This window comes from Paenibacillus sp. sptzw28 (genome assembly GCF_019550795.1).
In the GTDB taxonomy this organism is placed as follows: Bacteria; Bacillota; Bacilli; order Paenibacillales; family Paenibacillaceae; genus Paenibacillus_Z.
Genome location: NZ_CP080545.1, coordinates 2879033 through 2892426, shown reverse-complemented (window position 1 = coordinate 2892426; position 13394 = coordinate 2879033). Strand labels below are relative to the sequence as shown.

Below are 13394 nucleotides of genomic sequence, written 5' to 3'. Positions count from 1 at the left end.
CGTTTACGATTATTAGCACAAGGAGATGACTCTATTGCCGCTATTCATTCATGAAGCTGCGAAATGGCTTGGGACGACACCCCGGGCCATTCGTTTTTACGAGGAGAAAGGATTGCTGGCGCCGTCCAAATCGCCTGATAACGGCTATCGCTTTTATAACGCGGATGATCTGAAGCAGCTTCGCTTCATTATTGCGCTGCGGGAGCTCGGGCTGCCGATTTCCGCAGTTCGCGATTTAATCGGTGAAGCAGATGCATTCTTGGGTTCAGATTCGAATCATGCGACGACGGGCAGCGGCAACCGGGTGCTGGGCAAGCTCGATGAGGCGCGGCAATCGATTTACCGCGATTGGACGAGATTGTCGCAAGCATTGAAAGCACTTGATACGGTAATGGCAGGCTGGTTCGAGAAACAACAGCCCACGCTGGACGAATTAGAGGAAGCGGCGGGACATGTCCGCGAATCGGCAGCGCTTCTTGAATCGTGGCGCGACCGCTGGGACTATGACCTTCTCGCCTCCAACTACCGCGAGCAAGCCGTCCTTCATGCGCTTTATCCAGTCGTCAGCGAACGGTTGTATGAAATCGTGCATGAGACCATTCTGGAGTGGATCGATCCGCAAACCGGTGAACGGGGTCTGGACCTCGGAGCTGGAACCGGACGCTTGACCGCAAAGCTGGCGGGCTCGGGTGCGGCTTTGGCTGCCGTTGAACAATCAGCGGAAATGCTGTGCATGCTGCGCGGACAGCTTTCCCATGTCGAAGCCAAGCAGGGCAATCTTCTGGCCCTCCCCTTCCAGGAAGCCGTATTTCATTTCGCTTCATGCGCATTCGCTTTCCACTGCCTCGATGAGCGTCAGCAGCAGCTGGCGATCAAGGAAATCGACCGTATTTTGCTGCCGGAAGGCAGAATATGTCTGGCGGGAGCGGTATTTTCCGAGGAAGCAAACGAAGAAGATACAGGGTTTTCTGTCGCCGCACCAGGGTATCCAATTGATACCCGTAAGCTGGTTGCATTTCTTGAATCACAAGGCTATGAGGCTTTTGTCCCTGAGCTTGCTCCCTCCCTTTGGATTGTTTTCGCCCGTAAAAAGTCCGCCTAGAAAGCCGTCTATGCGGCAAAACCCGCTTCTACTTCTTATCCGCAATTCCTTCGGCCGCCAAGACGGCCAGTTCAATCTTGTTTATACCGAGACAATACTCGTTTGTTATTTCAAACACCGGTGGAAGTGGAAGATCCCGGAAAAAGTGCTGCACGTCATCCGCCCAATCAACCCAATCACCGGGTTCGGCGGGCTCGAACAGAACATCCGACCATGCTTCGGCAAGCTTTGGACTGTAGAGGGGCCTGGCCCCCCCTATCAAGCTGCAGCCCCTAAGCCTCTGCTTGTAGCTCTTGCGCCGACGATTATCGCCGGGCTTGCGCTCAGCCGTGAACAGATGCGGAGCGTAATCGGCTCGCGAGCCTGAATGCTGAACGGCGCGCACGAATGCCAGCACACCTTCATAAACCTCAGGCACACCGTACAATAGCGCATATAACCGCTTCCCAAACTCGATGCGCTCCTCCAGGCTGCTGAAATCCTCCAAAACGAGCCCCGCCAGCTTCATCTCTCCGGTAACCGTGGCACTGTAAGGCATAAATACCGCATTGGTCTGGAGTATTGCCTGAAGCTGAAATTCGGGCTGATCCAGCACATTCCGTTTATAATGGGAGTTTCGCACAATACGGGCTTCGATGAAATGCTGCTCGTTCACGATCAGAGCGGTCGTGAGCAGAGGTGATTCCTTCTTCCGCCAGAATTGAGCCCATACCTGAACCATAAACCGTGAAACGCCAAACTGCGGCAGCAGATGCGAGTAGTCCCGCCCCGCTTTTTTTCCCGCTTCATAGAGCAGAAGCTGCGGGTAAGCATCGGAGAAAATAAGTGCATTCGCTCTTTCCAGCAGCTCAAAGTTAGCTTCAATCTGCTTCGGAGATAATATGCGCGGCAGCAGCTCCCCCTGCAGATCGGTCATATTCCAGCCGCCATTTCGGGAGATGACATGGGCAAAGAGCGCCCAATGCAGCTCAGGACAGCGAAAATAAACGGCACGGTACGCCTCGGTCCGTGTCACATTATTGCGATTTGCATGCTCGGTTTCAATTTTGATTCGATAAAACAGGTTGCGTTGCGTTTCATCGCCAATCACCTTCTCATCTGTAAGTCCGCCCCCTGCTGTTACTTGCTCCTTCAGCCTGGGCCATGCTTCAAATATGCAGTGAACCGATTCCGCTTTCAGCTGCGGAGCATGGGCGGTACGGGCAAACCGTGCCGAAGCCGTCCGGGCTTCTCTTTTCGCAGAAATCAGTTGAATGGTCTGCGCCGGAAGCTTGAAGAGTTTGATTACGCCCGCAACCAGCTTGTCGACAAAATGCTGTCTCCCGTTTCCCGATTGGTTCAAATCCATTTGCACCCTCCTTCCAATACCATTATTAACCAGTATAGTCAAGGTGCAGTTTCATTAGCCGTCACTGCACGATTGGCGTAAGCGGAGATAATCGTTATTCGTATTTTATGATTGCCAGACAATGGAATGTGTCGTAAGATAGGAAAATCTTTATTTTTCCAATTGATGTTATCGTTCATGCCGAGGGGGACCGAAATGGAGAAAAGGAAACAGAAAGCAGATTCCAACGGAAGGGACAGCAGCCCGCCAAGCGGCAATTCCTCCTGGGCTTCCTACCGTTGGGTTCTGTCTTTTTTGAAGCCCTATAAGGGTAAGATATCGCTGTTGTTTTTGACCGGGGCAGTCGCAGTAGCCGGCGAAACCGCCGCACCCAAGATGATTCAATTCATCATCGATGAGATTATGCCAAACCGCAATATGCATTTATTTATGCTAATGCTGATCGTTCTCCTAGGTATGAATATCATCATGATGGCAGCTAAAATGGCGCGAAACCTCCTGCAGCGGATACTGGGGGAGAGCGCTTCGCGAGACGTACAGCATGCGATCTTCACTCATTTGCGCCGGCTTGGCTTCGCTTATTATGAACGGCATCCGGCTGGCGAAAGTTTATCTATGATGAATACCGAGCTCCTCAGCGTGATGCAAATTTACCGAATGTATTTGCCCGGCGTCATTGACAACCTGCTGTTCGTTTCCGTTTCCGTCGCCTTCATGATCGGCATCAGTCCGCAGTTAACGCTCGTCATGATTCCCTGCTTCGCGCTTTATTACTTATTCGGACCTTATTTCGAACGAAAGGCATCCCGTTACGGGAAACAAAACGCGCAGCGTCGAATGGTCTATCAGCAGCGGGTTTACGAGAGCATCTCCGGTCTGCGCGAGTTTCGCGCCTTCGGCTCCCAGGACTGGGATATGGAGAGAACAATCGGATCACATCGCGAATGGTCGAAAATCTATCTGCTTGCCGGCACGTTCGGCTTCGCCCGCGGGAGCTTCCGCCGCATTACGTTCTATGCAGGGGCAATCGGTACGTTCGTTCTTGGCTATTATATACTTCAGTGGGGCTTGATCAGCATCGGAGGCTTCGTCGCCTTCACTTTGTTGTACTTGAACGCCATGTTCCGCCTGACGGTACTGGTTACTCAGCTGACGGAACAGCGAATGCTCGTTTATCAAATTCAGCCGATTTACAATTTCATCCGGGAGCCTATACTCATTGACGAGCCTGCAGACCCGGTCACGCTGCCCTCAGTGAACGGATCGCTGTCATTTCGGAACGTCCACTTCGGGTATCCCGACCTTCCTCCTGTCATCCGCGGTTTTACACTTGATATACAGGCAGGCGAGCGCGTCGCGTTCATCGGCACAAGCGGAGGCGGCAAATCGACGATGTTTAAACTCATCGGCCGGTTCTATGACCCGACGGACGGCGAGATACGGCTCGATGGCGTTCCAATCCGGAATTTATCACTGTCGCAGCTTCGGGAATCGGTCGGCTATGTGTTTCAGGAGACCTACTTGTTCGGTGCAAGCGTTAAAGAAAACATCAGGTTCGGCAAACCGGACGCAACCGATGAAGAAATTATCGAAGCCGCCAAGGCCGCCTACGCTCATGACTTTATTGTTCAGCTGCCGGGCGGCTACGACACACTTGTGGGCGAGCGCGGTCTTAAGCTTTCCGGCGGCCAAAAGCAGCGCGTTGCCATCGCCCGAATGTTCATTAAACAGCCCGCTATCGTCCTGCTTGATGAAGCCACCTCCTCCCTTGACAATGTCAGTGAAGGTGAAGTACAGAAAGCGCTTGACACCACACTGCTGGGAAGAACGACGATCGCAATCGCCCACCGGCTGTCCACGGTGAAGCATTTCGATCGAATTGTCGTTATTCATGAAGGTCAAGTCGCGGAAACGGGTAGTTACGATGAGCTTTTCTCAAGAAAAGGGCTTCTCTATGATCTTGTCATGGGTGAAACGGCCGGCCGGGAAAAAGAGGTGCTGAATGAAATATATTAAATTTCTCGCTTTTTGGACGTGGCGAATACGTAAGCTCTATTTCCTGGTCTTGCTGCTCCTGCTCTTGGAATCTGTATCGAACTACGCGGTCATCTACTTGCAGAAAGTTATTATCGACGACATTTTCGTGGCCGGCCGGTACGAGAAGCTTGTGCTTGTCGCCTGCTTATTCGGAGCCGCAGGCCTTGTTTACTCACTTATGTTTACGGCAACCAGCCACGTGCTCATCCGAAACGAGTTTACGGTCAGCCGTGAGCTGTTGACCGCAATGCTGGAGCGGATGCGCCGGGTTCCCCTATCCGTATTTAACAGGGAACGGACAGCCAAGCTCGTCTATACGATGACGACGGATTTGTTTAATACGGCAAGCGTAATCGGCTGGCAAATACCGCGCGGCCTGCAGACCCTGGTAAACCTTGTTATTCTGCTGACTCTGGTCGGATATGCAAGCTCTGTCATCATGTGGGTCGTGCTCGGTATGTCCATAGCTTATTTTGCCGTCTGGTACAGGTTTGCGCCTAAACTTAAGGCTGCGTCAAAGGAAGTACAGGAGCGCCGCTCCAATCTTCTCGTACATATTGAGGAAGGAATATCGGCCACGCGGGAGGTCATCGCCTTCCATCGTTTAAAGTGGGAAGGCGCTATTTACAACAAGCTGTTCAAACGCTACTTCGACCAAGTCGTTTCCGAAGGCAAATTAGCTAACAAGCAAATCGCATTCAGCGACCCCATCAGGTGGGGTATCGGACTATTCGTGCTTGCTTTTGGGGGCTGGCAGCTAATTCAGAATCGGATGTCGGTTGGGACCTTCGTGGTCGTCTTTCAATTCTCCATCCAGCTCGCGGACTCGTTTAGCAACCTTTTCCAATTCATAATGGGGTTATCCGGACAATCAGCTTATGTGGACCGTGTACAGCGTATCCTCGAAATGGAACAAACGAAGGATGGAACAAAGCAGCTGCCGCAACCGGTAAGTTCCATCAGATTCCATGATACTTCATTCCGTTATGACGCCGACCTGCCGTATGTGCTGAACAACTTATCAACAGAGCTTCCGGCCAGAGGCAAAATCGCATTCGTCGGTTCTAGCGGGGGCGGCAAATCAACGGTTGCCCAGCTTCTCAAACGGTTCTACGACCCGTCGGCGGGTCATGTGACGGTCAATGGCATTCCGCTTTATGAACTGTCGCAATCGGAATGGTCCAGAAAGGCCGCCATCGTTTTTCAAGACCCTTACCTGTTCTCCGACAGCATCCGCAGCAACCTGCTGCTCGGCCGTGATTTGACTGAGGAAACGATGATCCAGTCATGCCGCATCGCACAAATTCATGAATTTATAATGAGTCTTCCGGATGGATACGACACTGAAGTCGGTGAACGCGGCATTAAACTCTCAGGCGGTCAGCGGCAGCGGCTTGCTATAGCAAGAGCGATTATGGGTAATCCCGAGGTGTTAATCTTGGACGAAGCGACATCCGCGCTTGATCTGGAAACGGAGCGTCAGCTGTTCCAGACGCTCGACGAGCTGCGCGCCGGACAGACGACCGTCGTCATCGCCCACCGGTTGTCCACCGTTGAGAATGCAGACATCATATACGTTATGCGTCAGGGAGCCGTAGCGGAAACAGGTACGCATCGCGAGCTCCTGGAGAATGGTATGGCGTACCGTGAGCTGCTGCTGGCACAGAATTAGTACAAACATGCGAGATAAAGTACAATGCATGAACATCGTCCGGCTGGCTCTTCAACGTCAATATTGGCGGAGAAAGGCCGGTCTTTTTTCTTTTTCAGAGAGTAACCATCGTAGTATAATGGGCAAATAAGGAGAGGAGCCGTGATATTCCATGTGCGGACGATACACGATAACCGTTTCACTCGAGGAGTTAATGCTGCGGTATTGGATCGGCGATACTGCCGTCCCATTCCATAGGCCCAAATATAACGTCGCTCCGGGTCAAATGGTGCTCGCCGTTGTAGGCGACGGAACGCGCAACCGCCTCGGTGAACTCAAATGGGGGCTTGTTCCCTCATGGGCGGATGATCCGAAGATCGGCAATAAAATGCTTAACGCGCGCTCTGAGACCGTTTGGGACAAGCCTGCCTTCAAGCAGTTGATTCGCCGCAAGCGCTGTATAATCCCTGCCGACGGCTTCTATGAATGGCAGAAAAACAGTTCAGGCTCGAAACAGCCGATGCGAATTGTTATGCGCAGCCGGAGCCTGTTCAGCATGGCGGGGCTTTATGATACATGGGTCGCACCCGATGGCCGGAAAGTGAGTACCTGCACCATTCTTACGACGGCGCCTAACGAGCTGATGGCGCCGATTCACGACCGGATGCCGGTTATTTTAGAGAGGGAAGACGAGGCGCTCTGGCTTGATCGCGCTTTTAACGATCAGCGGCGGCTTAATCAGCTGCTGCGGCCTTTCCCGGCGGAAGAGCTTGAAGCATACCCGGTATCTGCAGCGGTCGGAAGTGTTGCCAACGATGAGCCTTCCTGTATCGAACCGATTAAGGCTGCAGGTACGGATAACCTTTAGCAAAGCGTGCCTTAAGATCCCCCGAGATAACGGCGAAACAAAAGAAGTACGTCTAATCGAAAAAAAACCGCCGGCTCGTGAGAGTCAGCGGAACATTGCCCATAATTTGATTAAATGAATCGTATTATTCGGATCGATCTTCTGGCCGATTACAAAGGCTGTCAGCTGCTCTTCCTGGACCTCCGTCAGCTGCTCCTGCAGTATTCCGGCCGATGTCCTGATAAGCCTCCGCACTTTAAGCCGGTCCTGCAAATCATATTTAGTCACACCATGCAGAGCCTGCTTGACCCGTTCTTTAACAACGGGATTTTTCATCTTGACCTTCACGCGTTCGACCAATTCCGGCCGAATGCCGTAATTCGTATAGTTCATATGCGGCTATAGCACCTCCGTTCGACTGACGATAAGCCGTTCGTTGTACTATATGCCGGGTTGGGGATGAAAAAAACTAGTCCAGCAAATCGCCTTGAAAAAGTTGCTCCTTCTTAAGCAGCTCACGCAGCCGGGCATATGCCGCAGCGGTCCAAAAATCCGCTCTTCCGGTAAGCTCTGCCGCATCGTCGCGAGCCTCTTCCAATATGGCGAAATCCGCCGCCATATCCGCAAGCTTAAAGTCGGGAACACCGCTTTGCTTGGTACCGAAGAAATCGCCGGGACCGCGTAAATCAAGGTCCCGCCTTGCCACCTCGAAGCCGTCGTCCGTTTCCGTCATCACCTTCATCCGCTCGCGTCCGGCTTCCGACTTCGGATCCGCGATCAGCACGCAGTAAGATTGATGGCCGCCCCGACCGACCCTGCCGCGAAGCTGATGCAGCTGGGATAAACCGAACCGCTCCGCATCCATTACGATCATAAGCGTCGCATTAGGCACATCTACGCCTACTTCGACGACAGTGGTCGCTACGAGCACATGAACCTCGTTCTCGCTGAATGCGCGCATGACCTCGTCTTTCTCGGATGCTGACAAACGCCCGTGGAGAAGCCCGACCCGAAGGCCGGGAAAAGCCTGCTGCAGCTGTACATGCATATCGATCGCATTCTGCACGTCAAGCTTGTCCGACTCTTCAATCAGCGGACAAATGAAATACGATTGACGGCCCGCATCGACCTCGCGGCTGATGAAGCCGAGTACCCGTTCCATCATCCCGTGCTTGACCCAATAGGTCTGAATCGGCTTACGACCCTGCGGCCTTTCTCGAAGCGTCGACACATCCATATCACCGAACGCCGTAATTGCAAGGGTTCGCGGTATCGGCGTGGCAGTCATCGTCAGTACATCCGGATTCAGCCCTTTCCGCCGCAGCACGCTCCGCTGGTTAACACCGAACCTGTGCTGTTCATCCGTCACGACAAGGCCAAGACTGCGGAAATTCACGCCTTCCTGGATAATGGCATGAGTACCGACGACAATGTCGGTCAGCCCCATCTGAAGACCTGCGACCGCGTCGCGTTTCTTCCTCTCGGTCATGCTGCCCGTCAGCAGGCCGACCTCTATCCCTGTCCCGTCGAACAGCTTTTGCAGCGAACGGATATGCTGCTCGGCCAATATTTCGGTCGGCACCATCAGAGCGCCCTGATGACCGGCCTTAACCGCAGCGTACAGTGCAATGGCAGCTACGACCGTCTTTCCAGACCCGACGTCGCCCTGCAGCAGCCTGTTCATGCAAGAGGGCTGGCGCATATCGGTCAATATCTCGTTGACTACCTTCTTCTGCGAATCGGTTAATTCAAAGGGGAGCGTATGCGCGAACGTCCGGATCGAATCAGCATCGACGACATGAGCCACACCGTCCATACGCTTCCTGTTCAGCGACCTGTAAGCCTGAAGCTTCAGCTGGAAGAGAAACAGCTCCTCGAACACCAGCCTGCGGCGGGCTTCCTGCCCTTCCGCCGTATCGTCAGGCTGATGGATTCGCACTACCGCTTCTCGGCGCGGCATGAGACGGTGCTTATCCACGAGTTCGGAAGGCAGCGCTTCCTCTATCATTGCGCCGTATTGAAGCAGCGCCTGTTTGATGGTTTTCCGCATCCATGGCTGCGTAATGCTGCCCCCGACCGAATACACCGGCTGCAGCGTCCCTGACCTGGCCGTACCCTTATCGGGAAATTCGGATTCGGACACGGTGAGCTGCAATCTCCGCTGCTCCCACTTGCCCGTCAATACAATCTCACGGCCGGGAATAAGCTGATCCTGCAGAAAATGTCGGTTGAACCAGACTGCCGTCACCAGTACGCCGTCAATGGCCACTTTGCAGGTCAGCCGGGTTTTAGCCCGGCCGTAACGCTGCAGCGACGGGTTCCCCATGATTTTCCCCTCAACCGTCGCCTTCTCTCCGTCCTTTGTCTCCGACAAACCCCGGATCCGGTAATCCTCGTAACGAAATGGAAAATAGTCCAGCAGATCGGCGACCGTATGAATGCCAAAGGCGTGAAGCTCTTGTTCCTTCTGAGCGCTCACGCCTTTCGTCTGCCGGACCGGTATTTGTTCAAGCTTCATCATGATACCCTCACACCCGGTTAATAAATAGCGCTGCCGTGCCGGGACCGACATGCGTCCCGATAACTGGCCCGATCTCAGTCTGATTGACATTGCGGACGTCCAGCTGCGATTGTGCAAGCGAAGCCAGCTCAAGCGCAATATCGCTGTTATACGTCCAGCCTACCGTTATTTCGACAGGATCGCTGCCGAAATCCTTCTTGAATAAATCAATGATTCGCTGCATTGCTTTGCGCTGACCGCGGACCTTATCAATCGCGGTCACTTCGCCATCCGAATCCAACGACAGAATGGGCTTGATGTTCAGAATGGAACCGAATAAAGCGGCCGCTTTGCCAATCCTTCCGCCCTTCTGCAAATACTCGAGCGTATCCACCAGGAAATACAGCTTCCTGTCACTGTTCAGCCGGTCGATTTCGGCCAGAATGCTCTCTTTCGATTCCCCGGCCGCCGCCATCTCCGCCGCCTTGACGGCAAGCATTCCGAAGCCGTAAGAAGCTGATTTCGTATCGATAACGGTGACGTCTCCGTTGCCTTCAAGCAGCGAAGAACCGAGAACCGCGGACTGATAAGTGCCGCTTACGGCAGATGACAGATGAAGGGAAATGATCGAAACGTCCGGTTGTTGTTTTAGAATTCGATCGTAAGCTTCCATGAACTCGATCGGTGAAGGCTGTGAAGTTGTCGGCAGAACGGAAGAGGCCGTCAGCTTCTCGAAAAACTGCTGCGTGCTGATCGTAACGGTATCGAGGAACGACTCCTCGCCGAATATTACCTTAAGCGGCACAATTTCAATGCCGAGCTGCTTGCGAACATGAACCGGGATATCCGAAGTGCTGTCTGTAATTATTTTAACCGTCCTCACCAGAGCGCCCCCCTATTCTACTGCAAAAAGGTATGGATACATCGGCTGCCCGCCTGCGTGCACTTCAAGCTCGGCGTCAGGGTATGTCTCTTTGACCCATTCCGAGAGAGCTGACGTCTCCGCTTCATCAGCCTGTTCGCCTGTCAGAACCGTCACCAGCTCGCCGCCTTCCTGCATCATATGCACAAGCAGCTCGCGGCAGGTCTGCTGCACGTTCGCGGACGCGGTTACGATCGACTTCTCCATAATTCCGATATAATCGCCTTCACGAATTTCGATACCGTCTATTGCCGTGTTACGAACCGCATGCGTAACTTGTCCGGATCTTACCTGCAAGGCCGCTTCTCCCATCGCTTCGCCATTCGCCTCTGCGGACTGTTCATCACGGAAGGCAAGAACAGCGGCAAGACCTTGAAGAATGGTTTTCGTCGGAATGACGGTCACGTTTCGTCCGCATAATTCGGCCGCTTGCTGCGCCGCCAAAATAATATTGCCGTTGTTCGGAAGCAAGTAAATATGCTCGGCAGGCAAAGATTCTATCGCTTTGATGAAATCTTCCGTTGACGGGTTCATCGTTTGTCCGCCGGAGAGAACGATATCCACATTATTGTCCAGAAAAATCGACCCGATTCCTTCGCCCATTGCTACCGCAATAATGCCAAACGGCGCCCACTCATGCGCCTGCCCGACCGGTACGGAATCCGCCGGAGTTCCAGTGAGCACCTCGGGAACGGCAAGTCTATGCGCAGCTTCGTCCATTCCGGAGACAGATGCAGAGTAAGTCTCGGCGTCACCGCTTCTCCCCGCCAATTCTCCCTCTTGAAGCAAACCGCGATGCTGGTCGCGCATATTGAGAATATGAATTTCGGATAGTTCCCCATACGGCAAAGCGTAATTAAGCACATCGCCGGGCTTGCGGGAGTGTACATGAACCTTGATTATATGGTCGTCCTCTATAACAAGAATCGAATCGCCGTCTCTGGCCAGCACACGTTTGAAATAAGCTTCGTCGAAGCGGCGCGCAGGGCGGACAGCCGGTTTCGTGTTAATGAAAAATTCCATGTCGTATAAGAATTCGATTGCTTCCGTCGACAGCTGCGACTGCGCGCCGCCAAGCGGACGAACCGGCTGCTGCGGACGAGCTTGAACCGGTATTTGTTCCGGAAGCGCCGCTTCGGTCGGTCGGTCATTGGTGCCACTTGATTGCTCAGTCAGAGCCCGGACGAACCCTTCATAAATAAGGACAAGCCCTTGACCGCCCGAATCGACAACGCCGACCTGCTTCAGCACCGGTAGCAAATCAGGCGTCCTCTGAAGGGCTTCATTAGCCTTCGTATGAACTTCCCGTACCAGTTCTACGATATCGGTAGTGCGCCTTGCATAGGCTACTGCGTGTTTGGCTGATTCTTTGGCAACGGTTAAGATCGTTCCCTCGACGGGCCTTACGACCGCTTTGTATGCCATATCCACACCGCTTTGGAGTGCCGCGGCGAATTGAGCGGTATCGGCCTGCCCGAGACCTGTCAGGCTTTTGGCAAAGCCCCGAAAAAGCTGCGAAAGAATAACACCCGAATTGCCGCGTGCTCCCATAAGCAGGCCTTTAGAAAGCGCTTCCGCAACTTTGCCCACGTCTGCGGACAGTTTGCTTTGCAGTTCCTGGGTGCCTGATGTCATCGTTAAATTCATATTGGTTCCGGTGTCGCCGTCGGGAACCGGAAAAACATTCAACGCATTAACGCGTTCTACGTTACGCCGCAAACATTCCGCTCCGCTCAGCACCATATCCGTCAGGTCTGATCCGTTAATAAAGCGTTTAATCAAGCGCCATTCCCCTTCCTACCGAGATACACGTACGCCTTGGACAAAAATATGCACATAGTCAACCTTAAGGCCGACTACTTCATTAAGCACATACTTCACTTTTGACTGAATGTTATGCGCTACCTCGGATATTTTTGTACCGTAGCTCACGATGATGTAAAGATCGATGTGTGTGCGTTCGTTCTCTCGGCGGACTTCGACGCCGCGGGACAGATTATCCCGGCCGAGCATCTCGGTAATGCCGTCCTTGAGTTGTTTGCGTGAAGCCATACCAACCAGTCCATAACATTCCAAAGCCGCTGAGCCGGCAAGTACGGAGATAACATGGTCTGTAATATATATACTTCCTAGTTCCGAATTAAGCTGCAGAGGCATGGAAAATCACTCCTTCACTATAACTATTATGGACTAATCAACATTGTACTATAAATAATGACGATATAGAAGTCCAGTCGCCATTTTACGTCTATTTTCTGCATTTTGCTCCTCCTGGCATCCTACCGTAATTCCTGATAAACGCTTGATGGAAGCCTTATGATATGGTATCATATCTAAGTGTGTTTATTTTTTAAGCCGAAGCTTTAAATGCTGTGTTTTCTCTTGCGGGAAAACTTCTGAGGGAGGTGTATTCCATGTCTCGCAAATGTTTTATTACGGGCAAAGGTCCTGGTACAGGTAACCACGTCTCGCACGCAAACAACAAAAACCGCCGCACCTGGGGCGTTAACGTTCAGAAGGTTCGCATCCTCGTTGACGGCAAGCCTAAACGCGTTTTTGTCAGCACTCGTGCTCTGAAAGCCGGCAAAGTAACCCGCGTATAAAAAGGCATAACGCCGTTTACCAAAAAGCACCCGATTCCGATCAGGTGCTTTTTTGCTTGTTTATGCACACAAAACAGCCGTCCGCGACACGGCCCGGCTTTCTGCGCTTTAGGTACAATTGGCCGATAGCATGAGACGGCTTCCACTCATTGGAGCTAGTTTTTCTGGAACGTATTTAAAATCGCTTTGACGAATCCGCCCAAAAATTTCGGCAGCTTGATTGTATAAAATTTCATGCTCCACCCCTCCTCAAATGTTTACAACGATATCATCCCTGCTATCCGTTGTTAAACATACCCGTCGTCATCCGTTCCTTCAATTATGCCAGCGAAGAAAGCATTATCCAAGATCCTGCATCCGAGACAGTCCCTTTCACCTTCTTTA

12 protein-coding genes are annotated in these 13394 nt (G+C 52.6%); 5 read left to right on the top strand and 7 right to left on the bottom strand.

What is annotated here, in order from left to right:
* The first annotated feature begins 34 nt into the window (after positions 1-34).
* A complete protein-coding gene (locus KZ483_RS12935) occupies positions 35-1102 on the top strand; it encodes a MerR family transcriptional regulator (RefSeq protein ID WP_220353047.1) in 1068 nt (355 codons plus the stop codon).
* Positions 1103-1130: 28 nt separating this feature from the next.
* Here KZ483_RS12935 and KZ483_RS12930 read toward each other — a convergent pair whose 3' ends face one another.
* Positions 1131-2450, bottom strand: coding sequence for a DUF2515 family protein (locus tag KZ483_RS12930; RefSeq protein ID WP_220353046.1), 1320 nt, complete (start codon positions 2448-2450; stop codon positions 1131-1133).
* Between the two features lie 195 nt (positions 2451-2645).
* Between KZ483_RS12930 and KZ483_RS12925 the strand changes: the two genes are divergently transcribed.
* From KZ483_RS12925 to KZ483_RS12915, 3 genes are all read left to right on the top strand, one after another.
* Positions 2646-4466, top strand: a complete 1821-nt coding sequence (locus KZ483_RS12925; protein ID WP_220353044.1) for an ABC transporter ATP-binding protein — start codon at positions 2646-2648, stop codon at positions 4464-4466.
* Entirely contained in the window at positions 4453-6159 is a 1707-nt protein-coding gene (locus tag KZ483_RS12920) for an ABC transporter ATP-binding protein (RefSeq protein ID WP_220353043.1), read from the top strand. Before KZ483_RS12925 ends, KZ483_RS12920 begins: the two co-directional genes overlap by 14 nt.
* Positions 6160-6310: 151 nt before the next feature.
* A complete protein-coding gene (locus KZ483_RS12915; protein ID WP_220353041.1) occupies positions 6311-7006 on the top strand; it encodes an SOS response-associated peptidase in 696 nt (231 codons plus the stop codon).
* 84 nt (positions 7007-7090) lie between these two features.
* On the opposite strand, the gene KZ483_RS12910 is transcribed toward KZ483_RS12915, so the two are convergent.
* The 5 genes from KZ483_RS12910 to KZ483_RS12890 form a co-directional block, all read right to left on the bottom strand.
* Positions 7091-7378: a stage VI sporulation protein F gene (locus KZ483_RS12910; protein ID WP_220353040.1), complete on the bottom strand. Its 288-nt coding sequence runs from the start codon at positions 7376-7378 to the stop codon at positions 7091-7093.
* A 76-nt stretch (positions 7379-7454) separates the two neighbouring features.
* Positions 7455-9503, bottom strand: coding sequence for an ATP-dependent DNA helicase RecG (gene recG, locus KZ483_RS12905; RefSeq protein ID WP_220353419.1), 2049 nt, complete (start codon positions 9501-9503; stop codon positions 7455-7457).
* A gap of 10 nt (positions 9504-9513) precedes the next feature.
* Complete coding sequence (locus KZ483_RS12900) at positions 9514-10368, bottom strand: DegV family protein (RefSeq protein WP_220353039.1); 855 nt, start codon at positions 10366-10368, stop codon at positions 9514-9516.
* Between the two features lie 12 nt (positions 10369-10380).
* Positions 10381-12150 carry a DAK2 domain-containing protein gene (locus KZ483_RS12895; protein ID WP_220353418.1) on the bottom strand — a complete coding sequence of 590 codons (1770 nt, stop codon included), beginning with the start codon at positions 12148-12150 and terminating at the stop codon, positions 10381-10383.
* Positions 12151-12204: 54 nt separating this feature from the next.
* Complete coding sequence (locus KZ483_RS12890; RefSeq protein WP_220353038.1) at positions 12205-12564, bottom strand: Asp23/Gls24 family envelope stress response protein; 360 nt, start codon at positions 12562-12564, stop codon at positions 12205-12207.
* A 257-nt stretch (positions 12565-12821) separates the two neighbouring features.
* On the opposite strand from KZ483_RS12890, the gene rpmB reads away from it, so the two are divergent.
* Positions 12822-13010: a 50S ribosomal protein L28 gene (gene rpmB, locus KZ483_RS12885; protein ID WP_220353037.1), complete on the top strand. Its 189-nt coding sequence runs from the start codon at positions 12822-12824 to the stop codon at positions 13008-13010.
* Positions 13011-13165: 155 nt separating this feature from the next.
* On the opposite strand, the gene spoVM is transcribed toward rpmB, so the two are convergent.
* Positions 13166-13246 (bottom strand): stage V sporulation protein SpoVM, encoded by an 81-nt coding sequence (gene spoVM, locus KZ483_RS12880; RefSeq protein ID WP_010345573.1) that lies wholly within the window; start codon positions 13244-13246, stop codon positions 13166-13168.
* Between the last annotated feature and the right edge of the window lie 148 nt (positions 13247-13394).

What these genes read in the sequence shown, in the direction of transcription:
- recG (WP_220353419.1), bottom strand. Translation starts at nt 9,503, where the DNA reads ATGAAGCTTGAACAAATACCGGTCCGGCAGACGAAAGGCGTGAGCGCT.
- KZ483_RS12910 (WP_220353040.1), bottom strand. Translation starts at nt 7,378, where the DNA reads ATGAACTATACGAATTACGGCATTCGGCCGGAATTGGTCGAACGCGTG.
- KZ483_RS12930 (WP_220353046.1), bottom strand. Translation starts at nt 2,450, where the DNA reads ATGGATTTGAACCAATCGGGAAACGGGAGACAGCATTTTGTCGACAAG.
- KZ483_RS12890 (WP_220353038.1), bottom strand. Translation starts at nt 12,564, where the DNA reads ATGCCTCTGCAGCTTAATTCGGAACTAGGAAGTATATATATTACAGAC.
- KZ483_RS12895 (WP_220353418.1), bottom strand. Translation starts at nt 12,150, where the DNA reads ATGGTGCTGAGCGGAGCGGAATGTTTGCGGCGTAACGTAGAACGCGTT.
- KZ483_RS12915 (WP_220353041.1), top strand. Translation starts at nt 6,311, where the DNA reads ATGTGCGGACGATACACGATAACCGTTTCACTCGAGGAGTTAATGCTG.
- KZ483_RS12925 (WP_220353044.1), top strand. Translation starts at nt 2,646, where the DNA reads ATGGAGAAAAGGAAACAGAAAGCAGATTCCAACGGAAGGGACAGCAGC.
- KZ483_RS12920 (WP_220353043.1), top strand. Translation starts at nt 4,453, where the DNA reads ATGAAATATATTAAATTTCTCGCTTTTTGGACGTGGCGAATACGTAAG.
- rpmB (WP_220353037.1), top strand. Translation starts at nt 12,822, where the DNA reads ATGTCTCGCAAATGTTTTATTACGGGCAAAGGTCCTGGTACAGGTAAC.
- spoVM (WP_010345573.1), bottom strand. Translation starts at nt 13,246, where the DNA reads ATGAAATTTTATACAATCAAGCTGCCGAAATTTTTGGGCGGATTCGTC.